We start from the raw sequence: 22,692 nt of genomic DNA on the forward strand, positions 1-22,692 counted from the left end.
ACCCTGTCAACCATCATGCGTCTTGGTGGTTGACAGCGGCCCGGCGACGGGGGAAGACGTTGCTCCAATTGGCGCTGAATAGCGCCTATCCACCGACTTGCGTGCTCTGCGGTGCCGCGGGTTTTGGCGAATTGGATCTGTGCCTTGGGTGCCTGGCTGATCTGCCGGACATTGCGCCGAGTTGCGGCTGCTGCGCGCTGCCGCTCCCGGCCGGCGCGCCGGATGGTATGCGCTGTGGAGGCTGTCAGCGTCAGCCACCGGCCTACGACCGATGCATTGCACTGTTTCGCTATCAAGGCGCGGTGACGCGGCTGATCGGTGACTTCAAATTCCGCCAGCGGCTGCATCTCGGCCGGCTGTTCGGTCAACTTCTGGCCGAAGCGGCCCGCTGGCAGCCGGATGTGTCCCTGCCCGAGTTGCTGGTGCCGGTCCCCTTGCATCCCTCGCGGCTGCGTCAGCGCGGGTATAACCAATCGCTGGAAGTGGCGCGGGTTGCCAGTCATGAACTGGGTATTGATGTGGATGGTGGCAGGATCGAACGCGTGGTCGCGACGCCGCCGCAGCTCAGGCTCGCGCGGGCGGAACGTCAGAGCAATGTGCGTGACGCTTTTCGTGTGCGACAGCCGCTTTGCGCGCGCCATGTCGCCATTGTCGATGACGTGGTCACCACTGGCGCCACGGTCGGCGAGCTTGCGCGCGTGCTGCGTCAGGCAGGCGTCGAGCGCGTCGATGTTTGGGCGGTGGGGCGAACACCCTGACGAATTAGGCGAATCATTCGGCGGCCCGCTTGCGCAGGCCGAGCACATCCTGCATGTCAAACAGGCCTCGCTCGCGTTCGCTGATCCACAAGGCGGCTCGGGTGGCGCCGCGGGCGAAGGTCATGCGGCTGCTGGCTTTGTGGGTGATTTCGATGCGTTCGCCTTCGGTGGCGAACCAGACGCTGTGCTCGCCAACGACATCGCCAGCGCGGACGGTGGCAAAGCCGATGGTCTGACTGTCGCGCGCGCCGGTATGGCCTTCGCGGCCATAAACCGCGACTTCATCGAGATTTCTCCCCAAGGTGTTGGCGATGACCTCGCCCATGCGCAGGGCGGTGCCGGAGGGGGCGTCGACCTTGTGACGGTGATGGGCCTCGATGATTTCGATGTCGGCGTCAGATCCCATGACCTGGGCGGCGAGTTCCAGCAGCTTGAGCGACAGATTCACACCAACGCTCATGTTGGGGGCCACGACCAGGGCGATGTCGAGGCTGGCCTCGCTCAGGGTCTCGCGCTGATCCGCCGTCAGTCCGGTGGTGCCTATGACCATGCGGCAGCCGGCGTCGCGGCACAGTTCCAGATGGTGCATGGTGGCCTTGGGGGAGGTGAAGTCGATGAGCACGTCAAAATCAGCCAGAACTTCGTCCAGATCGGGGCGAATGGGCGCGCCGACCGGGCCGATGCCGGCGACCTCCCCGGCGTCGATGCCGATGAGGCCACTGCCGGCCAGTTCGGTGGCGGCGCCGACGCGCAGGCCCCGGGTGTCATGCACTGCCTGAATCAGGGTGCGCCCCATGCGCCCGCCAGCTCCGGCGACGGCCACGCGAATCTCGGTCATAAAGATGCTCCTGTGCCTGTCGCGGCAGGCGTGGGTGGATGGGTTTGGATCGGGGGATAATCTGACCCCAAGGCACGCCGGTGCGTCAAGTGCGGGGGCAATCAATCATCCGTGAGCAGATCGCCCAGTATCCGCTCGCCAAAATGAATGGGTAGCGAGAAATGCCCTTGATCGGGCAGGGTGGTCAGGGTGGCGCCGGGCAGATGGTCGCGATACCAACGCCCGTGCGCCGCGGGCACAGTGGCGTCGGCCGCGCCGTGCCAAATGCGGATGGGCGCCTGCGCCTGGATGGCGTCGAAGGGGATCCGCCAGTCATGGGTGTAGAGATGCAGATCGCGCCGGGCGCCGGGTGCGCCCAGGGCCATGGCATCGCCGATGGTGCTGTTGAGGATGGCTTGATTCTCGCCCTCGGCCAGGGCGATGAGGTCGTTGGGCGGGAGGTTAAGGGTGCGTACCCGCTCAACCAGCCCGGGCCAGCGCGCGAGCACCCAGGGCGTGGGGCCGCCATAGACTTGTTGCGCCAGCCAGGGCAAGCGCCTGGCCAGGGCGAGACTGGCGCGCGCCGGTGGATTCATGGCGGCCAGCACCTCGGGCCGGTACACCGGGCCGAGCGGGCAGGCCAGGACCAGGGCGCTGAGTCGCTCGGGCAGGCGCCAGGCGCAGGCAACCGCGTAGGGACCGCCGCCAGACAGGCCAAGCAGGGCGAATCGCTCCAGCTGCAAGTGATCGGCCAGTGTGGCGAGATCGGCCGGCCAGTCGCGCAGTTCCCGCCCCGGCAGGTCGTCCGAGCCGCCATAGCCGGGGCGGTCCGGCGCGATCAGGCGCAGGCCGAGCGCCAATGCTGGCTGATGCAACAGCGCGGCCTCGCGCCCGGAACTGGGGAAGCCATGACAGTAGACCACCGGGCGTCCGTCTGGCTGACCGAATTCGTGCCAGGCGATGCGCCGGCCATCCGCGCCGTGGCAGGAGAAGAGGCTAGTGGCAGGCATGGGCGGCCGCTCGGTCAAGTTCAATCAGTTCCAGGCGATGGTTGCCGCAGGGGTGCTCGTCCGAGGGGCCCTGGGTCAGCAACACCAGCCCATCGCGAATCCCCATGTCACGCAGCCAGGCGCGGACGAATTCGCCCCACTCGGCGCGATCCTCGCGCACGTCGATCGGCTGAATGCCGTAGGAGAATTCCAGCGCCTGGGAGGTGGCGGGCAGCGGACTCAGGGCCACAATCCAGTGTGGTAACCGAAAGCGGGCAATGTTGCGCGCGGTGTTGCCGCTGCGAGTGGGGGTGATGATGACCTGTGGCGCGCTGCGCTCGGCGGTGTGGTAGACGCTGCGAGCAATCAGATCGACCGCGCGCAGGCTGCCACCGCTGCCATAGGCACCCAAGGCCTGGGCCAGGGCGCGGTTGTCGCGCTCGGGCTCGGTGGCGGCGGCGATACCGGCCAGCATGGCGACGGATTCAACTGGGAAGCGACCCATGGCGGATTCGGCCGAGAGCATCACGCAATCGGTGCCGCCGAGGATGGCATTGGCCACGTCGGTGGCCTCGGCGCGGGTCGGACGGCGGAAGAGCACCATGGACTCGAGCATCTGGGTGGCGGTGATGACCGGTTTGGCGCGCATGTTGGCAATTTCGGTGATGCGCTTTTGCGCGACGGCGATGTTCTCGATGGGAATTTCCACGCCGAGATCGCCGCGTGCCACCATGATGCCGTCGCTGGCCTCGAGAATGGCTTCCAGCTTGTCCAGTGCGTCGGCGCGCTCGATCTTGGCGATGAGAAAGGGCTGATAGTTGAGTTCCGCCGCCGCCGCGCGCACCGCTTGCATATCCTCGGCGTTGGCCACGAAGGATTGGCTAATGGCATCCACGCCCTGCTCGGCGGCAAAGCGCAGCCAGTCGTGGTCCTCCTCGGTGAAGGCGCTGATGCCAAGGTCAATGCCGGGCAGGTTCAGCCCTTTGCGCGAGCGCAACTCGCCGCCGGCGCGGACGTTGCAGACCACCTCGGTTGCGCTGACCTCCACGACTTTGAGCAGAATGAAGCCGTCGTTCAAAAATAGCCGGTCGCCGGGTTTAACCGCCGCGGGTAAACCTTTGAAAGTAACGCTGGCGCGTTCGACGTTACCGAGAATGTCCTCGGTGGTCAGGGTAAAGAGGTTGTCGCGCACCAATTCAACCGGCTCCTCGGCCAGGTCGCCAATGCGCATCTTGGGTCCGGGTAGGTCGCCCATGATGGCCAGGCGTTGGCCGGTGTCTTGCGCCGCTTGGCGCAGGCGCCTAATGCGCTCGGCGTGGGATTGGGGGTCGCCGTGGGAGAAGTTGAGTCGAGCGATATTCATCCCGGCTTTTAGCATCTGGCACAGGATCACTGGTTGATCCGAAGCGGGGCCGATGGTGGCGACGATTTTGGTTTTGTGCGAACGAAACTGCATGAGGGGTGGCGTTCCAATGGAAGTGAAGCAAGGATTGGTAATAAGGACTGGGTATAAGGTCCGGATTTTGCGAGTGAGCTTTTCGGTGCTCCGGGGGATTATGGCTAGGCCTCTGTCATAGCATGCCATCCTGATGTGACCGATTCGTCAATAGGTCAGTTGGTTTTTGGCAGATTTCTCTTTGCACCCGCATGGTTTTCTAGTATCTTACGGCCGAAACGCCTGCCGCTAATTCGGTGACTGACTCTCCCGCCTAGTTGATTCTTCCCCTCCTGCTCGATGCGCTCCGCCTTGTGAGTTGTCAGCTTCCAGTGACCATTTGGGTGCAAACCCTGGGAGTGAAGTTGCTCGTAAGGCGTTCCGATCTCGCCCAGACCTGGTCGCTGCCGGCCCCGCGCCGTCATGTCGCCGGATCTTCGCCCGCTCGAACTGATCGCGGATTTTACACATCGAGTGCAGGGCGCAACAGGACCGGAGTTTTAAGCCCGATCAGTCTGGTGTTCAGGCTGGCGCGCGTATCTGCCAGCCTGATCTTCGTCCGGTGAGTGCATTGGCCGGGCGGAGGCGCCCGTTCCGCAATGCACATTTTTGATGAGAGAGACTGATGAATATTTACGTTGGCAACCTCGCCTATGGCGTGACCCAGGACGAACTGCGTGATGCCTTCGCCGCCTATGGCGATGTCGAAAGCGCGAATCTGATCACCGATAAATTTACCGGCCAGTCCAAAGGTTTTGGCTTCGTTGAGATGCCGAACAACTCCGAGGCGGATGCCGCGATCAAGGCCTTGAATGAGACCCCGCTGAAAGGTCGCCCGATTAGGGTCAATCAGGCCAAACCCCGTGCCGAGCGTGCGCCCCGGGGTGGTGGCGGTGGTGGTGGCCAGCGCTGGTGATTCCCGGCTAGCCTGCGCCTTGAACCTTGCCAGGCCTCGGATCAGGATGATCTGAGACTGGCGTTGGTCTTTGCGCCAAGGCTCGGGTATTTTCGCTCTAGCTTGCGAGATTCCCGCATCAAGTCCGCTTCCCCCAGCGCTCGATCCTCGATTGGGGCGGGTTCTTATCTTGGGCTGTTGCAGGGCGGCATGGAGAGCAAAAGGGCCATCCTTTCCACGCCGGAGGCAGGTTAGTTCACATTCCTATGCAACGCGAGTCACTACGGGCGGTTGTTGTTATCAGGTGAATTGGCTATCAGGTGATTCGGTTTGCTTTCGGTCAGCGCAACCGTGCTGTAGTAGGTTCTGGTCAGCAGTGAGTAGGCAAAGGCTCCCGCGAAGAACAGAATGCTGACGATGTCGAAAATGGACAGCAGGCCCGGCCTGTCCATGGTCTCCTTCATCGTGAGATTCATCATCAGGGCGATGGCCGACACGCCAAGCGCCATCAGCACCACGCCTATGGCCACCACAGGAGCGCACCCGCTCGCGAATTTTTGCAGTTCGCGGTTGTGTCGATGTTGTTCCGCGGTTAACTGCGAATCGACCAGTGCTTCCGCGACCACCTGATGGTCATGGGCCTGATTGTTTTGGGCCTCATTGTCGTGGGCTGGACTGTCATGGTGGTGGTGTTCAGTCAAGCCGCTCGCCTGGCTGGTGCTTGCTTCCGCCGCTTGCCGTTCCAGTGCTTCGCGACGGCTACTAAACGCTTGGAACAGAAACCAGACGCCAACAAGTGTGAACCCAAGACCGACGAAGGTAGGCATGATGCGTTAGCCGTTGCTGACTGCTGCTGCCGCTCGGCCAAATTCAGCATTGGCACGCTCGCGTTCCTCAAGTTGCTGGAATAGATCCAGCACCCAGACTACTTTGTCGCCCACGGTGGCGTTGATCGTGACGGGATCGGGGATGGCCAGGGCATCGACCAGAAAACGATTTTCCTCCAGTGGATCGGCGGTGCAGACGGCTTTAATCGGCAGGGGTGTCACCGCCATGGCGCGCCCGAGCAGGGTCAGCTTGCGTGCCGAACTGACGAATGCGCGCTGGGAAACGGAGTCATAGCCATTGCGGGCAATTTCCTGGCCGATCTCGGCATAGAGCAGGCGCGCGGCATAGATCCCAGGCCGGCAGGCGGTGGGTAGCTTGGCGATGCCGGCCTCGGCGCGCTGATATAGGGTGTCGGCGGTGTCGAGCAGGCGTTTGACGATGTCGCCGATCACCTCGTTGAAAACCGGGCGTCGCAGCCAGGCCTCGGGCTCCAGGCCGGCATCGCGCAGCCATTCAAGCGGCAGGTAGATGCGACCGTTGCGCGCATCCTCGCCGACATCGCGACAAATATTGGTGATCTGCATGGCGGTGCCGAGATCGCAGGCGCGGGCCAGCACCGAGGGCGAACGCGCGCCCATGATGGCGGCCATCATGCCCCCGACGGCGGCGGCCACCCGGGCGGAGTAGGCATAGACGCCGGACAGATCCTGATACACCCGGCCCTCGGCATCCCATTCAAAGCCCTCAAGCAGGGCTTCTGGCAGGTCGCGCGGGATGTCGAAGCGCTCAATGGCGCCGGCGAATGCTCGGTCGGCGGGGTCGTTGATGGGCTGGCCGCGATAGGCGCGGTCGAGTCGCTCACGCAGACCGGCGAGGGCGACTTGATGGTCTTCTGGATTGTCGTCAATGGCATCGTCGGCCAAGCGACAGAAGGCATAGAGGGCCGTGGCCGGCTCGCGCAGTCGCTTGGGCAAGAAAAATGACGCGGCGTAGAAGGACTTGGAGCCGTTGCTCAGAAGTTTGCGGCAGGCAAGCAGATCCGCCGGATCGGCAAAGCTGGAATCACGAATGAACAGAGGCATCGGGGACCACCCTATCGAGCACGCGCGCGGAGGAAATGACACCCGGCACACCGGCGCCGGGATGGGTGCCGGCACCGACAAAATACAGCCGGTCGACTTCCTCGCTCAGGTTGTGGGGACGGAACCAGGCACTTTGTAGCAGAACAGGTTCCAGGCTGAAGCCAGCACCCATGGTCGAGAGCAGGCGTTGTTCGAAATCTTTTGGCGTGGTGACCCGGGAGACGGCGATGTTGTCGCTCAAACCGGGTAGCACGGAATTTTCCAGATACCGGGCGATGGCGGCGCGGAAGGGTTCGGCGCGCTCGGCCCAATCAAGCTTGGCGCCAAGATGTGGCACGGGCGCCAGGGCATAGAAGGTGTCGCAGCCCGCGGGGGCCAGGGAGGGGTCGGTCGCCGTTGGCCGGTGCAAATAGAGGCTGAAGTCCTCGGCCAGTACCTTGTGGTGAAAGATGTCGTCGAGCAGACCGCGATAGCGTGGCCCCAGCAGGATGCTGTGGTGCTTGACCTCCGGGTACTGGCATTTGGTGCCAAAATACCAGACAAAGAGTCCATTGGAATACTTGGCGTTTTTCAGCTTGTTGTCGGTCCAATGGCGGCGCTTGATGGACGGTAGCAGGTGTTGATAGGTCCAGGCCACATCGGCGTTGCACACCACCACCTCGGCGGGCACATACTCGCCATCGGTCAGGCGCACGCCGTTGGTGCGGGGTTTGGCTTTGTCCTGGTCTCCCGGACCTTTGACGGTGGTGATTTCAGCCACCTCGGCGTTGTAGCGGATGCTACCGCCCTGGCCCTGAATCAGTTTCACCATGCCATCGACAATGGCGCCGGTGCCGCCCATGGCGGAATGCACGCCCCAGTGACGCTCCAGATAGGAGATGAGCGTGTAGATGGAGGTAACCGAGAAGGGGTTGCCGCCAATCAGCAGCGGATGGAAACTCAGTGCCACGCGCAGGCGTTCGTCCTTGACGAAGCTTGAGACCATGCTGTAGACGCTGCGATAGCTTTGCAGCGCGACCATTTTTGGCACAATGCGCGCCATGTCGGTCCAGTGGGTGAAGGGCACATGGCCCAATTCCTCGAACCCGACCTGAAAAATCTTCTTGCTTGCCTCAAGAAAGCGCTCATAGCCTTCAACATCCTCGGGCGCGAAGCGGCGTACCTGCTCGCGCATGGCCTCGGCATCGCCATTGGTGTCGAAGGTGTCGCCGTTGTCGAAGCGAATCCGATAGAAGGGGTCCATCGGACGCAGGTCGATATCATCGGCAAAGCGCCGCCCGCACATCTGCCAGAGTTCTTCCAGCAGGAAGGGAGCGGTGATAATGGTGGGTCCAGCGTCGAAGCTGAAGCCATCAATGCGATGCACATAGGCGCGCCCGCCGGGAGCGTCGAGCTTCTCGAGCACAGTGACGCGATATCCGCGCGCGCCCAGGCGAATGGCCGCGGCGAGACCGCCAAAGCCGCTGCCGATAACGACGGCTAATGGTTTTGCCGAGGATGAGGCTGATGCGGCGTCGGCCAAAATGCTGCTCCCTTAGTCAACTGGTCACGCGTTAAGTAGTTAACTCGTGACAAGCCAAGTGAAGTGTCAAGTCAGATGGATGTCAATCTGTCCTGACAGTATAGCAGCACAATCGCGCGCAGGGCTAGATCAGCGTTTCCAAATTTGAGCCGCTCTTGTGGTGCACTCGCAAAGGAGCCTCAACAGCACGAAGAAAGTTCCTGCCGTTCATGGCCTGAGGCTCCCGAGCCGAAGGAAACTGCATCGTCGTGAGGAGGGGGAGCAGTCGGAGGCGAAAGGTCGGCCCTTGGACTAACAAATCCAACTCGGCGGGATATGGCGACGAGCCTGCTTAGCAATGGCGAAGTCTGAATTCCACCTGAAACGGTGCGAAAGAAAATGGATTTAGACGGGGCGAATTCATTCGCCTCGTCCAGGTCAAACTCTTTGGGGCAGCTATCCGGAGTCTGAGCGCGCCGAAAGCGGCCAGGAAGGATCTGTTGGCACGCCGAGCAGGTAGCCTTGTCCCCAATCCAGGCCAAGTTCGATTGCCAGGTTCAGGGTGGCGGGGTTTTGTACCTGCTTGGCAATGGTGGTGATACCAAGGCCGCGCGCGCTCTGTTGCAATTCGGCAATCACTGATCGGGCACGATCGGATTCCAGCGCTTTCTGCACTAGGAAGGGGTCGATGGACAAAAAGTTGATGGGGAGATCCTGGTGCAGAAGCTGCAAGGAATGGCCGCGCGTACCATAACCGGAAACAGAGAGTTTGCAGCCAAGGTCTAGCAAGGGTTTTAGGGTGTCAGCCACCATTTTTTTGTGCTCGGTAGCCGTTTGCTCATTGAGCACTAGCACCAGCGGCAGTGGCTCGGGCAAGGTGGCACCATCGAGGGCATTGATCATGTCGTTCAGGGTGGCGGGATGCTGGATTAAATCCTCTGAAACATGCACGAAGATAGGCCTTGATTGGCGGTCCCTAGGCGGAAAGGCGGAGTTCGACGGCGGGTAGGCGATGCGTTCCATCGCTGCCTCAAACAGCATGTGATCAATGCGGTGCAAGAGTTTAAGCTGCAGCGCGACCTCGATGAAGGCGGATGCATTCAACAGACGCGAGCCGTTTTCCATGATACGGGAGAAGGCTTCCTCGGCCACAGGCTGGCGGTCGCGCAGTCGCACGACTGGCTGAAAGACTGGAGTCACGCGGGCTGTGCGCACCGCATCCTGAACCAGAATGGCCAGGGACAGGGTGCGGTTGTCGGTGCCCGCGCCCGTGCTACCGCCGTAGACACGGTTATAGCCATCTTTTTTGGCGCGGTACAGGGCAACGTCGGCCCGCGCCAGGGCCTGCTCGGTGCTGTCCATCAGGCGACGGGCGGAAGTCACGCCGGCGCTTAAGGTCACCGAGATATCCTGCCCGTCGATGTTCAGCGGTTTTTCGGCCAGCATCTGACGTGCGCCGTCGATCTCTTGTACCAGCGCCGCTTCATCGGTGTCGGCGGCGACGGCAAGAAATTCATCCCCGCCCCAGCGGCCAATGGTGATGTTTTTTGGCCGTAATCGCTCATGAAGACGTTCAGCCAAGGCGGAGAGCACTCGGTCACCCAGGGTCGGCCCATGCATGTCATTGATGTCTTTTAGATGATCGACATCCAGCAGGGCGATAGCGCATTCCCGTTTGGTCTCATGCGTCTGCTGATGGGCTTGCTCGACAAGACGCCAGATGCCGTGGCGGCTGAGCAAGCCGGTCAAGGGATCATGGGATGTCAGGTGTTGGAACTGCTGTACCGGAGCAACAAAACCTGTCAGATCGACAAGGGCTCCGGCGATGAGCAGCCGCCCATCTTCCCTAAAGACGCGTCCGCGATCTAGCACAGGAATGGTCTTGCCTGCATCGCTTGGGATCCGAAAACAGAGTTCGAACGCCTTGCTGTGATTGTGGCGAATGGCGTCAAGCGCGTTCTGGAGCTGGTAGCGGTCGTCATGATTGAGTTGTTGCTGAAACGCCTCAAGCGACACTGTGCTTTGGCTGGTGCTCTGATTAGGGTCCGTGTTGGGGCGCGTATCGAGCGGCAGGCCTAGCAGGCGAAAAAACTGAGCATCGCCATGAACAAGACCATCCGACAAGACGAGCTGGTAGGTGCCAACTCTTGCCGCGGTCAACGACAGTTGCTGGTGCCGCGAGTCAGTGTCGAATGAAGCAATGCTGCCGCCCGCGCCAACGGATGGGAGAATGCCGCTTGGATCGGCTGAATCCGAAGCGCGTGGGAAGGGGGCTGGACTCAACAAGTGCTTAAGGATCCCGTGCTCCGGAGTATCATGGTTTTGGAGCGTCATGGTGTTCCCTTCTCATGGTGGCTCTCATTCCTGATAAGCGCGAAATGTGACCTGGGGCGTCTGTTAAGGTTAGGCCCTAAGACACCTTATCACCTCGTGCCTTAACCTTTTCTCAGAATCACTAAGCAAAATACATGCCTTTAATAAATTGCTATGAAAAACAATGATGTTAAAATTTCGACCTAGATCGACGCTCCAAACTGTAAAAAAAGCTGACAGTCTGATCGGTGAAAATGCCCGATTTGTGATGTAGTGAAGAAGCATGAGGAGTTCTCGAAGGCCAACAAAAAAACCTTTAATCAGACATTTAACAACCCAAAAGGGGAGGTTGTCCGATAGATTTCGTCGGTTATTCGCAGTGTAAAAAAATCTGACACTTCATGAAACCTTCGAATTCGTTTCAGAGCATTATATGTGTATAAATAACATCGGATCGAATGGAAAGATGGCATTAATCAAGATACCTAAGCAATACTTTGAAGACTTTTAATTAACGCTTCGGTGATTGTATTTTGCTAGAACAGGGTGTAAAAAATTTCGACACCTGGATGGCGCGAAGTGTCCTGATATGTCTGCAGGCAAGGCAGGCGAGATGAATGTTACGCGCGCGGCAACTGTGTCGGGCTTCTGGCCAGGCACATTCTGAAGTGGCTGGAAGCCATTTCACACTCGAGCAGCTCAAATGTGGAACCGCTGACTGCGGTATTCACGGAGGGGATGCGCAAGCTGCGTTGCGCGGGTGTTTGCGTGTTATTTGAGCATTCGAGATGTCGCTTGAAGGCGGCCCCGCCCATCCTGGCTGATCGCCAGGATGGGCGGGCAAGGTCGCTTAGAGATCCTTTCGTCCAGCCTGTTGCAATGCCGCCTGGGCTGCCGCTAGTCGCGCCACCGGCACGCGCGGACCCGAGCAGCTGACATAGTCCAGCCCCGCCTGATCACAGAAGGCAATCGAGGCTGGGTGACCGCCATGCTCGCCGCAGATGCCCACATGCAGGTCCGGCTTGACCTTGCGGCCCCATTCCACCGCCAGTTCCATCAGCTTGCCGACGCCCTTCACATCCAGCACTTCGAAGGGGTTGTCGTGCAGGATGTTGCTCTGGTTGTACAGCGGCAGGAACTTGTTCTCGGCGTCCTCGCGCGAGAAGGAGAAGGCCGCCTGGGTCAGGTCGTTGGTGCCGAAGGAGAAGAACTCGGCTTCCTCGGCCAGGGATTCAGCGCGCATGCAGGCGCGCACCACCTCGATCATGGTGCCGAACTTGAACTTGACCGGGAAGCCATAATCGGCCTGCACCAGCTGGTGCAGTTCATCCACATAGGCTTTGACCTTGAGCAGTTCCTGCGCGGTGCAGACCTGGGGTACCTTGATCTGCGGGTGTGCGTCCATGCCGGCTTTTTGACATTCCGCGGCGGCTTCCAGAATGGCGCGAATCTGCATCTGGTAGATTTCCGGGAAGGTAATCCCCAGGCGCACGCCGCGATGGCCGAGCATGGGGTTGGTCTCGTAGAGCACCCGCACCTTGCGCAGCATGGCCTCTTTCTTGGCGATGGCATCCTCGACGAGCATCGGATCAAGGGTGCGGCGCAGCGCATCGAACTCCCGGCGGGTTTCTTCAGGTGCATGCAGCAGGCCCATGGCGCCGGCCAGTGCCGTCATGCCGCGGGTGGATTGGGCCAGGCCGCGCAGATCGGCGATTTCCTGTTCGAGCTGATGCTCGTCGGGCAGGAATTCATGAATCGGCGGATCGAGCAGGCGGATGGTCACCGGATGCGGCGCCATGACCTCGAACAACTGGCGGAAGTCCTCGCGCTGCAAGGGCAGCAGCTTGTCGAGCGCTGCCTGGCGGGTCTCGGGTGTCTCGGCCACAATCATCTCGATCACGGTCGGCAGGCGATCAACATCGTTGAACATGCGCTCAGTGCGCGCGAGCCCGATGCCCACGGCGCCGTATTTGAGCGCGGTGCGCGCATCGTCCGGGGTGTCGGCATTGGCCATGACTTTCAATCGTGCCTTTTCATCCGCCCAGGACAGTAACACAGAGAGCTCCTCGGTGAACTCAGGCTCGACCGTGGGGATGGCGCCGAGATAAACGCGCCCATTGGAGCCGTCGATGGTGATGGTGTCGCCTTCCTTGAACTGGGTGTCGCCGACCATGGCCTCGCGCCGACTGACGTCCACGCTGATGCCCTCGGCCCCGGCCACGCAGGGCTTGCCCATGCCGCGCGCCACCACGGCGGCGTGCGAGGTCTTGCCGCCGCGCGAGGTGAGGATGCCTTGGGCGGCGAAGAAGCCGTGGATATCCTCGGGCTTGGTCTCCTCGCGCACCAGGATGACTTTCTGGCCCAGATCCCGACCCATCTGCTCGGCACGATCGGCGTCGAACACCGCGATGCCGGAGGCGGCACCGGGAGATGCGGGCAGGCCAGTGGCCACGGCCTCGGCCTTGAAGCTGGGATCAAGGCGCGGGAAGAGCATCTGCTCCAGTGCCGTGGGGTCGATGCGCAGCAGCGCCTGGTCCTTGGTGATCAGGCCTTCCTGTTCCATCTCCACCGAGGTGCGCACCAGTGCGGTGGCATTCATCTTGCCGTTGCGGGTTTGCAGGCAGTAGAGTTGGCCGCGCTCAATGGTGAACTCGAAGTCCTGCACTTCCTTGTAGTGGGTTTCGAGTTTGTCGCGCAGTTCGTCGAGTTCCTTGGCCATTTGCGGCATCTCGACCCTGAGCCGGTCGAGCGGTTTGGGGGTGCGGATGCCGGCGACCACGTCCTCGCCCTGGGCGTTGACCAGATACTCGCCGTAGAGCTTGTTCTCGCCGGTGCCGGGGTTGCGGGTAAAGCCCACGCCCGTGGCCGAGTCATCGCCGCGGTTGCCGAACACCATGGTGCACACATTCACGGCGGTGCCATTGGCCATGTCCGGGGTAATTTTGAACTGGGTGCGATAGTCGACAGCGCGCTTGCCCGACCAGGAGTTGAACACCGCCTTGATGGCGATTTCCAGTTGCTCGTAGGGATCGCTGGGGAAGGGGCGGCCGGTGAACTCCTCGACCACCTTGAGGAAGCGCTCGCTGATGTCTTTCAGATCCGCGGCGGACAAATCCACATCCTGTTTGGCATGGGCGGCGCGCTTGACTTCGTCGAATTCGTGATCGAATTTCTCATCCGGCACGCCGAGCGCGACCTTGCCGAAGAGTTGAACGAAGCGTCGATAGGCGTCGTAACCAAAGCGGGCGTCGCCGGTAGCGCGGATTTCGCCCTGAAGGGTGTCCTGGTTCAGGCCCAGATTGAGAATGGTATCCATCATGCCAGGCATGGACATGGCCGAGCCAGAGCGAACTGACACCAGCAGGGGTTTCTCGGGATTGCCAAAGCCCTTGCCGGTTTTCTGCTCAAGCGCGGTCATCTCGGCGCGCACCTGATCCATCACTCCGGTGGGCAGTGCATGACTTGTGTCCTCGAGATAGGCGAGGCAGGCCTCGGTGGAAATCACGAAGCCTGGCGGGACATTCAGTCCGATCTGAGTCATCTCGCACAGATTTGCCCCTTTGCCGCCGAGTAGCTTTTTGTTCTTGCCGTCGCCGTCTTCAAAGGCAAAAGCCCATTTTTGTTGAGTTGACATCTGGTTCTCCTTGGGGTGATTGAATGAGAAGTCACTGAAATCAGGGTCATCGCGTCCGACCGGGATCAGGATCTGGGTCTGGTCGACCTCTCAGGTCAACCTCTGGTCAAAACCGAAGGCGCCCCTGGCCGCGTTCGCTCCGAGGTAAGCTTGACCATGGCAGTCGGATGATGCCGCGCTATTTCACCTGAGTTTCATGGTCTCTGCCAAGTTGTTCTGCTCATTTGTGCCGGCTGGCGGGGTATTAAGCCTTTTCATGTCCCTGTGTTCAGGGGCGCGCGTGAGCTCTAACATCTGGTGCTTCAGCAGGGTGGTGAGAGTGATCGGCTTGAGGCTGGCATTTTCGACGATGATGCCGATCTCGGATCAGTTTCGGGTTAGCATGACAGGTCTGAAGGCATCCCAAGCATTGAGTCGGCCTAATATGAGAATTTTCGTTAATTGCCTTAAATGCAAATTTTGGCCCTGGTCAAGCTTGGTGCACCCACTTGTGCATCCTCTGGTAACCGACCTAGTGCCATATTTGGGCCGCGCAAGATGATTGGCTCAGGCATGCGTCAGTTGCTGCTCGGGGTTGGTTTCATCGGCGTGTCGATCCGGTCTGTGGCGGCGGAGTCCGCTGCCATGGGGGCGCGGGTGGTCGGTCTTGATGGCGCTTGGTTGCTGGTGATCCTAACGGGCGCGGTGGCGCTCGCGGTGGCGCTGATGCTCGGTGAGCGGCCCGGCGTCGTGCATCATCAACCCGCCTCGGGTCGGAACTCGAAGCTTGGCGGCCGCCGCCTGCTGGTCGCTCTGCTGGCCCTCTCGGGATTGGCGTTGCTGGTCTTGGCCGATCGGTTTTTTGTCGCCCCTCTCGCAGGCGGCGCCTTGCTCGCACTGGCCTGGGGTCTGCACCTATCCGCCCGTCCGGCTGGTCGCCTGTCGGCGACTCCGACGCTGTGGCTGGCGTCGCTGGTGGTGTTGATGGCGATCATTGCTCTGGTTGGTGTCCTGCTTGAGAGTCATGCTTGGGGCGCGCAGGCGGATCAGGGCGCGCTCATGACCGCCCTGCGCTGGATGCTGTCCTTGCCGCTGACGGTCTGGCTGGCGGCTTTGCTCTTTGGCGCCATGCTGGTTGAAATCGCCGGCATGCTGCTGGATGGGCTGCCCGCGCGGCGGCTTGACTCCCCCGGCGATCAGAATCGCGACGGACGGGGTTGAATCACGGCTGTGCAATGCGGTTTCATCTTAACAACCGATCATCCGATGAGTCCCCGATTCAGCCATGTCCATCCTTGAGTCCGCGCTTGTCATCAACCTGCCGGTGATCCTGGCTGGGGTGCTGATTGGCCTTGGCCTGCTTGGCCTGCTGTTGCCCTTGCGCCCGGCTCGACTCCTTGCCGGCATGGGGTTGTTGCATGCTGGGCTGATCTTTCTACTACTTGAATTGGCCGCGCGTTATGGTGGTGCCGGTTGGTTTGGCGGTGACATCGGACTTTCCGGCGCTGGTTTGGCTGCGCGCCTGCATGGCCTGGCATTGGCGGTCCTGGTGATGGGGCTACTGTTTGCCGCCATGCTGGCGGCGGTGTTGATTGCCCTTGATCAGCGTGCGGGGACGCTGCAAACGCAAGCACTCGATGATTTGGCCAGACGGGAGTGGCTGGTATGGCTTGGTAGGGATCTTTCGGGTGAAGATCCCTCGGCCGTCGATATATCGGGCCGTGATGTGTCGCGCAGCGATGGGCCACGTCGGGAGGCGGGGCCGGCAGCGCGGCGCAAAGGTGTGGCGGGGATGCGGTCTTGACGTCCCTTGCCGATATGCTGCCCGAAATGTTGCCGGCAATGCCGCGCGGCCCGCTCATGCCGATTCTGGTCATGCTGTTGCTGCCCTTCCTAGCTGCCTTGGCGATGCGACCACTGGCTGTCATATCACGGTGGATGGCTGGGGCACTGGGACCACTGACCTTGTTGTTGTGCGCTCTGCTGGGTCTCGGACTGCTGGTGGTCAACCCGGACGGGCCCTTGCTCATCGCGCTCGGATCAACGAACGCGCCCCTTGAATTGCTGCTGAAGGTCGACCGACTGGCCTTGGTGCTGGCGCTCGTGAGTATTGCGCTGGTGCTGCTGAGCTGGACCCGGGGGGAGGATCATCCAGATCCGGTGCGCATGCACGCGGCCCTGCTGCTGCTTGCGGGCGGTCTGATTGGACTTGCCCTGGCGGGCGATCCCGTCACCAGTTGGCTGTTTCTGGAGGTCTGCGCACTGGCGTCCGGAGCCTTGCTGCTGATTGGCGGCACCCTGCGCTCCCTGACCGCCATGCTCGCTTTTGTGCGCTGGAGCGCGGCGGGAACCGGGCTTGCGGTGGCTGGGCTTGGGCTGACGCTGACGGCGGCATCCCTAGCCGCTGGCGATTCGGCGGCGACTACCCTGGGGCGGCTTGGCGTTGGGCTTTTGGTGCTGGGCTTTGGCGTCAAGGCGGCGCTCTTTCCGCTCAATGCCTGGATGGCCCCGGCCGGTTGGGCGGCCGGGGCGCGCGTGCTGGCCCTGCTGACCGGGGTGGTTCCGGCGCTGGCGCTGGTGAATTTGGCGCGCCTGCTGGCCGCGGGTGGCGTGCCCGCCCAGGGCGCCGAGGCGCTCATGCTACTGGGCATGGGCTCGGCGCTGGCCGGGGCGCTCGGCATGTGGTGGGCGCGGGAATTTCCAACCTTTCTCATTGGCCTGAGCCTGTCCTCCATGGGCGCCGTGGCGGTGGGCTTCTCCCTGCCTGGACCAGCGGGGCCTTTCTCCGCCTTGGCCTTGCTGCTGCATTTTCTGTTGGTGCATTCCGCGCTTTTCGTGCTGGCGCATCGCTGGCGCGGGCGCCATGCGGATCTAGTCGGCATCGCCTGGCGTTTGCCGCTGACCGCGGCGGTGCTGATGTTGCTGGCCGCATCCCTGGTTGGAGTGCCGCCGTTGCCCGGGTTCTGGGCCAAGCTGATGCTGGTGTTGAGTCTTGCCGAGCATGCTGGCGCAATCGTTTTGGTGGTGCTACTGGCGCTGCTGCTGGCCACGGCGGTGGAAGCAGCGGCCTGGTTGCGCTTGCTGCGGCAGCTGTATGCGCGCACCGGGTTAGGCGCGAGCGGGACTGCGCTAGCGGATGGCAAGGCGTTGGGCTTGACGCGCGCTGATCGCTTGCCACGGTTGCTTGAACCCAGTCGCTTGGCGCGCGCCTACAGTCTGCTGGTGGCGGCGCTCTTGTTGCTGGCGACTCTGTCGATCGCGCCCCTGGCCGAGGGACTGAATCGGCTGGTGGTGCCCTTGCCGACGGCTTCGGTCGCTGGGCCGCGTCTGGTGGTGGATAAGGATGATGTCTGGTGGCGGGAGGTTGAGCCATGACAGCGAACTCGGCCACTTTGCCCTTGCCCTGGCCGACGGCGCCCATCGTGGCACTGTCCGCTGATTGGTCATGGCAGGCGCTCTCGCCGCTCGACTGGATGTTCGTCGCGGCCCTGGTTACCTTGCTGCTGGCCTTGGTCCTGGGACGTTGGCGAGTATTCGCGCCGCTGTTTGCCGCCGGTTATGGCGCGCAATTCTGGGCCCTGGCACATGCCGATGTGCTGACTGGCCAGCCCCTGGTGGCTTCCTTTGCCTTGCGCATTTTGCGCCAGCCGGTGGTGTGGCGCTATGACAGTCTGTCGTGGTTCTTTGCCATGCTGACCATTGGCGCGGCTTTTGTGTGCACTTTGTTCGCACTGGCGCCAGCGTCCAACGGGAGGGCGCCGCTGTTCGCCAAAGCCGATGCCAAAGCCGACCCCGGCGCGGATTCTGGCACCTACCTGGGCGCAGAACTTGGCGCGCGCCAAACCAAGCGGCTGGTCACTCGCTTGGGCGCCAGTATCGCGTCTCGATTGGGTCCGGGCTCTGGACTCTGGCATTTATTTCATGTGGCATTGGCGCTCTCGGTGCTAAGCAGCCTGTGTCTGTTCGGCAGCGGCAATCTGCTGGCGCTCTATGTGAGTTGGGAGGTGGTGGTCTGGGCCTTCTTCCTGCTGTTGGCGGTCGGTGGCGGGTTGGCACTGGGCGCGGCCGTGCGCTATGCCGCTTATTCCTTTGCTGGTGGCGTGGCCCTGCTCGGTGCGCTGGCGCTGGTGTTTCGCGCCTCTGGATCTTTTGATTTCGCTCGGGTCAGCGCCGCGCTGCCCACCCTGGGCCTGGGGCAGGAACTGCTGCTGGGGTTGTTGTTGCTGGTCGCCCTGGGGCTGAGACTGGGCGCCTTGCCGCTTTTCGCCTGGCAGCCGGGGCAGGTGCGGCCGCCGGTGCCCGTGTTCTGGCATGGTATCGCGGCGCGCGTGGGGTTTTTTGCTCTGCTTGTGTTGCTCTCGCGCATGGTGGGTGTGGAGTGGCTGGCGAGCATGGGTGGGCTGGCGCGGGGTGGCTGGCTCGATCCGCGTCTACTGCTGTGCTGGGTGGCGCTGCTGCTGGTGCTTTTCGGCGGTTGGCGGGCCTGGCGGCAACGCTGTGCTGGCGCCGTGCTGAGTTGGCTGGCACTCAGCCAGACCGGATTCGTGCTGTTGGCCTTGTTGGTGGGCGGGGAGTTTGGCACCGCGAGTGGGCTTTTGCAGTTGTTTAGCCTGGGTCTGGCGGAAGCGGTGCTGGCCGGGCTTTGTCTGGTCGCTGTGCCCTTGGTATCGGTGCCCTTTGGGTCGCAAGCCCGAAGTTCTCATTCGGGTCGCGTGGAGACGGGGCTCAGAGGTCTGGCGCTTGCCGCGGCTTTGCTGTCTGGTGCCAGCCTGGTTGGTCTGCCCCCAACCCTGGGCTTTGTCTCCAAGTGGCTGCTTTATGACGCCATTCTGACCGACCCCCTGTTGGGTCTGAGCCGCTGGCCACTGTTTTGGCTGGCGCTGCTTGGCAGTGGGCTGAGTCTGCTCGCGCTGTTGCGGCTGGCGGCCATCATGCGCGCGCGCTCGGGCGAGAAATGCACGGGTCGGCCCGACGCCATCATGGCGCCGGTGCTGGGGTTGTCCGCTTTGACGCTCCTGGCCGGGGTGGTGCCAGGGCCGGCCATGGGTTGGGTGGCGGCCATGCAGCGCACGCTCGGCGTGCCGGTGCTGGACTGGACCCTGGGCGGCGTTGCTGGCCGTATTGACATGCTGTGGTTGACCCTGTGGCAGGGCTTGCTGCTGTTGCCGCTGCTGGCGGTGCTTTGGTGGGTGTGGCGTAGCGCATCCGAATCTGGCGAACGCGTGCGTGCCTTTTTGTGGCGCCTGCTTGGCACGGTGCCGACGGGTGGTGGCTTGCTCTCGGAGGCAGGGAGGCCCCCTATGGATCATGCGGTGGAGCGTGCGGGGGATCAGGCGGTCGATCAGGGGCGGGATCGGCGGCCCTTGATCGAACCCCTGTTCGTGGCCTTGCTCGACAGGCTGGCTGGCCTGGTCGTGGGGCTGAGTGGTCCGCGTCTGGCGCCCTGGACCCTGGCCGCGGTCTTGCTAAGCCTGATGCTGTGGGCCTTTGCTTAACAAATGCGCGGGAGTTGCTCACCGCTGAGCCAGTCGAGCAGACGGCGACCGCCAAAGGGCGTCTCCAACTCGATCAGCCGTTGCGGGTCTTGGGTGACTTCGCCGATGATGGCTGATTCCTGCCCGAGCGGATGAGCGCGCATGGCGGCGAGCAGCGTCGCGGCGCGCTCGGCCGGACAGATGGCGATGAGCTTGCCCTCGTTGGCGATGTGCAGCGGGTCGAGCCCAAGCAACTCGCAGGCCCCGCGGACCTCGGGCTTGAGCGGAATCGCCGCCTCGCGAATCAGCATGCCCACGCCCGACTGGGCGGCCAGCTCATTGAGTGTTGCCGCCATGCCGCCGCGGGTGGGGTCGCGCAGACAGTGGATATCTGGCACGGCGGCGATCATGTCCGCGACCAGCCCATGCAGGGCGGCACTGTCGGATTGGAGATCCGTCCCAAACCCCAAATTCTCGCGCCGAGACAGAATGGCGATGCCATGATCGCCCAGGCTGCCGCTGACCAGGACAGCGTCGCCGGGCGCGGCAAGCTCCCCTGAAATATGGATTCCCTCGGGCACTTCACCCACGCCAGTGGTGGTGATGAAACAGCCATCGGCCTTGCCGCGCTCCACCACCTTGGTGTCGCCGGTGACGATGGGCACACCGGCGGCCCGGGATGCCTCGGCCATGGCGATGACAATACGCTCAAGGTCGGCCAGCGGCAGTCCTTCTTCGAGAATAAAACCAGCGGCCAGGTAGAGCGGTCGGGCGCCCGCCATGGCGACATCGTTGATGGTGCCATGCACGGCGAGACTGCCGATGTTCCCGCCATGAAAAAACAGCGGCGAGATCACATGGCCGTCGGTGCTCATCACCAGGCGCCCGCGCACCGGGCCAAAAAGGGCTTGGTCATTGCCTTGGCGCAGCAGAGGGTTGTCGAGATGGTGGCGGAAGAGGTCCTCGATCAGTTGCGCCATGGCGCGACCGCCGCCGCCGTGGCTGAGGTCGACCTGGCCGTTGGGGATGTCGAGACGGCTGCGGAAATGGGTTTGTGGGCTTTCTTTGGTGTTGGTCATGGCTTGGCAGCGAGGATCAGGTCGCCGATGCGCTGGCGGTGCGTTGCGGGATTCTTGAGCGGCCGTGGAGCCAGTAAGCCGCGCAGGCGCCTTCGGAGGAAACCATGCAGGCGCCCAGGGGATTCTCTGGTGAACAAACACGGCCAAACAGCTTGCAATCGGTCGGTTCCATCAGCCCGCGCAGCACCTTGGGGCATTCGCAGCCTTCGTGCTCGCGCCCTGGAGTCACCGCGACCGGGAAGCGTTGCTCGGCGTCCCAGTCGGCATAGGCGTCGGCGATTTTCAGCGCGCTCTCGGGTAGCCAGCCGAGGCCGCGCCATTCAAAGCGCTCCCGCGGGACCAGGGTGTCGCGCATCAGCGCCTGGGCCTTGGTGTTGCCCTCGGGGCTGACGGCGCGGCTGTACTGGTTTTGGAGATCGCGCCGCCCCTGGTTGATCTGGCGCACCAGCATGAGCGCGCTTTGCATCACATCAAGCGGCTCGAAGCCGGCGATGACCAAGGGCAAGCCATGATCCCGGGCGACGAACTCATAGGCCGCGCTGCCGATGATGGTGCTGACATGGGACGGCCCCAGGATGCCGTCGATGCGCGCGACCTCGTCCGCGCTGTCGCTCAGAATGGCGCGCAGCGCGGGCGGAGTCAGCACATGGTTGCAAAACACCGAGAAATTGCGCAGCCCCTCGGCGCGCGCGGTCTTCAGTGCGACCGCCGTGGGTGGCGTGGTGGTCTCGAAACCGATGGCGAAGAAAACGACCTGTTGCGCTGGTTGTTGTTGAGTCGCGGCGCGGGCGATGGCGAGCGCGTCCTGGGTGGAATAGACCATGCGAATGTCCGCGCCCGCCGCCTTGGCCTTGAGCAGGCTCTGGCGCTCGCTCGCCGGCACCCGCATCAGGTCGCCATAGGTGCAGAGTGTGACCCCGTGCTGACTGGCCATGGCGATGGCCTGGTCGATGCGCGCCATGGGTAGTACGCAGACCGGGCAGCCAGGCCCATGGACGAAGCGCAGATTCTCGGGCATCAAATCCTGCACGCCATAACGGAAAATGGCATGGGTATGGCCCCCGCAAAATTCCATCAGCCGGTAGTCCCGATCCGGGCGCGCCTCGGCGAGAATAGCGCGGGCGAGATCCCGCGCCAGGGCGCTGTCGCGGTATTCATCGACGAATTTCATTCGGCTGCCCCGGCCTGGGTTGGCTGCGGCTGTTGATCGGGTGCGCTCTGGGATGCGCCCTGGGCTGCATCCGCATCCAATGCGCCCAAGGCCCGCATCAGCCGCAGGGTTTCCTCGGCCTCCTCCGGACTGATGCGATTGAGCGCATAGCCGACATGCACCAGCACATAGTCGCCGACCTCGACGCCATCGACCAGGGCGAGAGAAATCTCTTTGCGCACGCCATCAAGTGAGACACAGGCCTGGTCGGTGGCGCTATCAATGCTGAGCACCTGGGCGGGGATCGCGAGGCACATAAGGAAACTCCGGGGGATCTGGTCGCCAGCAGCGCGCGACTGGGGGCTGGTTGAATGCTCGTGGCGGGATTTGCCTTGATTCGGTTCTATAGCCTTTCAGTATATAGGATCCTTTTCCGCGGCTGGCGGCTGTCCAATGACGCTGGCTCCATTATGCGCCCTATTTGAGTGCACGCAGGAAGGCGACTTTACGGTAGATGACGGGATGACTGAGCAGCTCTTCGGGCGAAAACGTATTAAAGGGCTGGTCAGCGGCCTTGAAGCTCAGCAGGTTGAGCTTGGCCAGATCAGGGCATCTGCCAGGGCGCTGCCGAGCAGTTTGGGCCAAGGGATGCGATGGTAGGCACTCATGCCCGCAGTCTAGCCGATGCGCGGAGACTTCTGGAGGCCTGGGGCTCGGCTGGCAGGGGCTGCCAAAGCACCTGCTCCAGGCCAACCCGG

General features: G+C 62.4%; 17 protein-coding genes. 6 read left to right on the top strand and 11 right to left on the bottom strand.

The genetic code is table 11. The annotated features are described in order from the left end of the window. Window positions 1-68 precede the first annotated feature (68 nt). Window positions 69-758 (top strand): ComF family protein, encoded by a 690-nt coding sequence (locus Thiowin_RS05935; protein ID WP_328986818.1) that lies wholly within the window; start codon window positions 69-71, stop codon window positions 756-758. Between the two features lie 13 nt (window positions 759-771). Here Thiowin_RS05935 and dapB read toward each other — a convergent pair whose 3' ends face one another. The 3 genes from dapB to pyk all read right to left on the bottom strand — a co-directional run bounded on the left by dapB (window position 772) and on the right by pyk (window position 4,020). Continuing rightward, on the bottom strand, window positions 772-1,596 hold the full coding sequence (dapB, locus tag Thiowin_RS05940; protein WP_328986819.1) for a 4-hydroxy-tetrahydrodipicolinate reductase: 825 nt from the start codon (window positions 1,594-1,596) through the stop codon (window positions 772-774). Between the two features lie 101 nt (window positions 1,597-1,697). Further along, window positions 1,698-2,585 (bottom strand): alpha/beta fold hydrolase, encoded by an 888-nt coding sequence (locus tag Thiowin_RS05945; protein ID WP_328986820.1) that lies wholly within the window; start codon window positions 2,583-2,585, stop codon window positions 1,698-1,700. Then, window positions 2,572-4,020, bottom strand: coding sequence for a pyruvate kinase (pyk, locus tag Thiowin_RS05950; RefSeq protein ID WP_328986821.1), 1,449 nt, complete (start codon window positions 4,018-4,020; stop codon window positions 2,572-2,574). Before pyk ends, Thiowin_RS05945 begins: the two co-directional genes overlap by 14 nt. Window positions 4,021-4,624: 604 nt before the next feature. On the opposite strand from pyk, the gene Thiowin_RS05955 reads away from it, so the two are divergent. Beyond that, window positions 4,625-4,915 (top strand): RNA recognition motif domain-containing protein, encoded by a 291-nt coding sequence (locus Thiowin_RS05955; protein ID WP_328986822.1) that lies wholly within the window; start codon window positions 4,625-4,627, stop codon window positions 4,913-4,915. Between the two features lie 260 nt (window positions 4,916-5,175). Here the strand turns inward: Thiowin_RS05955 and Thiowin_RS05960 are convergent, their stop codons facing one another. From Thiowin_RS05960 to ppdK, 5 genes are all read right to left on the bottom strand, one after another. Next, on the bottom strand, window positions 5,176-5,721 hold the full coding sequence (locus Thiowin_RS05960) for a hypothetical protein (RefSeq protein ID WP_328986823.1): 546 nt from the start codon (window positions 5,719-5,721) through the stop codon (window positions 5,176-5,178). 6 nt (window positions 5,722-5,727) lie between these two features. After that, window positions 5,728-6,804, bottom strand: coding sequence for a phytoene/squalene synthase family protein (locus Thiowin_RS05965; protein ID WP_328986824.1), 1,077 nt, complete (start codon window positions 6,802-6,804; stop codon window positions 5,728-5,730). Next, window positions 6,785-8,326 carry a phytoene desaturase gene (locus Thiowin_RS05970; RefSeq protein ID WP_328986825.1) on the bottom strand — a complete coding sequence of 514 codons (1,542 nt, stop codon included), beginning with the start codon at window positions 8,324-8,326 and terminating at the stop codon, window positions 6,785-6,787. Before Thiowin_RS05970 ends, Thiowin_RS05965 begins: the two co-directional genes overlap by 20 nt. Window positions 8,327-8,761: 435 nt before the next feature. Beyond that, window positions 8,762-10,465 (bottom strand): EAL domain-containing protein, encoded by a 1,704-nt coding sequence (locus Thiowin_RS05975; protein WP_328986826.1) that lies wholly within the window; start codon window positions 10,463-10,465, stop codon window positions 8,762-8,764. A 1,003-nt stretch (window positions 10,466-11,468) separates the two neighbouring features. After that, entirely contained in the window at window positions 11,469-14,252 is a 2,784-nt protein-coding gene (gene ppdK, locus Thiowin_RS05980; RefSeq protein WP_328986827.1) for a pyruvate, phosphate dikinase, read from the bottom strand. A 552-nt stretch (window positions 14,253-14,804) separates the two neighbouring features. Between ppdK and Thiowin_RS05985 the strand changes: the two genes are divergently transcribed. The 4 genes from Thiowin_RS05985 (at window position 14,805) to Thiowin_RS06000 (ending at window position 19,726) form a co-directional block, all read left to right on the top strand. Further along, a complete protein-coding gene (locus tag Thiowin_RS05985; protein WP_328986828.1) occupies window positions 14,805-15,452 on the top strand; it encodes a hypothetical protein in 648 nt (215 codons plus the stop codon). Between the two features lie 64 nt (window positions 15,453-15,516). After that, window positions 15,517-16,035: a hypothetical protein gene (locus Thiowin_RS05990; protein WP_328986829.1), complete on the top strand. Its 519-nt coding sequence runs from the start codon at window positions 15,517-15,519 to the stop codon at window positions 16,033-16,035. Next, on the top strand, window positions 16,032-17,606 hold the full coding sequence (locus tag Thiowin_RS05995) for a proton-conducting transporter transmembrane domain-containing protein (protein ID WP_328986830.1): 1,575 nt from the start codon (window positions 16,032-16,034) through the stop codon (window positions 17,604-17,606). The genes Thiowin_RS05990 and Thiowin_RS05995 overlap by 4 nt, the downstream gene beginning before the upstream one ends. Continuing rightward, window positions 17,603-19,726: a proton-conducting transporter transmembrane domain-containing protein gene (locus Thiowin_RS06000; RefSeq protein ID WP_328986831.1), complete on the top strand. Its 2,124-nt coding sequence runs from the start codon at window positions 17,603-17,605 to the stop codon at window positions 19,724-19,726. Before Thiowin_RS05995 ends, Thiowin_RS06000 begins: the two co-directional genes overlap by 4 nt. Here Thiowin_RS06000 and hypE read toward each other — a convergent pair. The 3 genes from hypE to Thiowin_RS06015 are packed head-to-tail and all read right to left on the bottom strand — an operon-like array spanning window position 19,723 to window position 22,251. Beyond that, window positions 19,723-20,784: a hydrogenase expression/formation protein HypE gene (gene hypE, locus Thiowin_RS06005; protein WP_328986832.1), complete on the bottom strand. Its 1,062-nt coding sequence runs from the start codon at window positions 20,782-20,784 to the stop codon at window positions 19,723-19,725. The genes Thiowin_RS06000 and hypE overlap by 4 nt on opposite strands. Before the next feature lie 16 nt (window positions 20,785-20,800). Then, complete coding sequence (gene hypD, locus Thiowin_RS06010; protein WP_328986833.1) at window positions 20,801-21,955, bottom strand: hydrogenase formation protein HypD; 1,155 nt, start codon at window positions 21,953-21,955, stop codon at window positions 20,801-20,803. Continuing rightward, window positions 21,952-22,251, bottom strand: a complete 300-nt coding sequence (locus Thiowin_RS06015; protein WP_328986834.1) for a HypC/HybG/HupF family hydrogenase formation chaperone — start codon at window positions 22,249-22,251, stop codon at window positions 21,952-21,954. Before Thiowin_RS06015 ends, hypD begins: the two co-directional genes overlap by 4 nt. Window positions 22,252-22,692: the final 441 nt, after the last annotated feature.

Source organism: Thiorhodovibrio winogradskyi (assembly GCF_036208045.1).
Taxonomy (GTDB): Bacteria; Pseudomonadota; Gammaproteobacteria; order Chromatiales; family Chromatiaceae; genus Thiorhodovibrio; species Thiorhodovibrio winogradskyi.

Coding starts and splice junctions, on each gene's coding strand:
- dapB (WP_328986819.1), bottom strand. CDS start 1,596: ATGACCGAGATTCGCGTGGCCGTCGCCGGAGCTGGCGGGCGCATGGGG.
- Thiowin_RS05945 (WP_328986820.1), bottom strand. CDS start 2,585: ATGCCTGCCACTAGCCTCTTCTCCTGCCACGGCGCGGATGGCCGGCGC.
- pyk (WP_328986821.1), bottom strand. CDS start 4,020: ATGCAGTTTCGTTCGCACAAAACCAAAATCGTCGCCACCATCGGCCCC.
- Thiowin_RS05955 (WP_328986822.1), top strand. CDS start 4,625: ATGAATATTTACGTTGGCAACCTCGCCTATGGCGTGACCCAGGACGAA.
- Thiowin_RS05960 (WP_328986823.1), bottom strand. CDS start 5,721: ATGCCTACCTTCGTCGGTCTTGGGTTCACACTTGTTGGCGTCTGGTTT.
- Thiowin_RS05965 (WP_328986824.1), bottom strand. CDS start 6,804: ATGCCTCTGTTCATTCGTGATTCCAGCTTTGCCGATCCGGCGGATCTG.
- ppdK (WP_328986827.1), bottom strand. CDS start 14,252: ATGTCAACTCAACAAAAATGGGCTTTTGCCTTTGAAGACGGCGACGGC.
- Thiowin_RS05985 (WP_328986828.1), top strand. CDS start 14,805: ATGCGTCAGTTGCTGCTCGGGGTTGGTTTCATCGGCGTGTCGATCCGG.
- Thiowin_RS05990 (WP_328986829.1), top strand. CDS start 15,517: ATGTCCATCCTTGAGTCCGCGCTTGTCATCAACCTGCCGGTGATCCTG.
- Thiowin_RS06000 (WP_328986831.1), top strand. CDS start 17,603: ATGACAGCGAACTCGGCCACTTTGCCCTTGCCCTGGCCGACGGCGCCC.
- hypE (WP_328986832.1), bottom strand. CDS start 20,784: ATGACCAACACCAAAGAAAGCCCACAAACCCATTTCCGCAGCCGTCTC.
- hypD (WP_328986833.1), bottom strand. CDS start 21,955: ATGAAATTCGTCGATGAATACCGCGACAGCGCCCTGGCGCGGGATCTC.
- Thiowin_RS06015 (WP_328986834.1), bottom strand. CDS start 22,251: ATGTGCCTCGCGATCCCCGCCCAGGTGCTCAGCATTGATAGCGCCACC.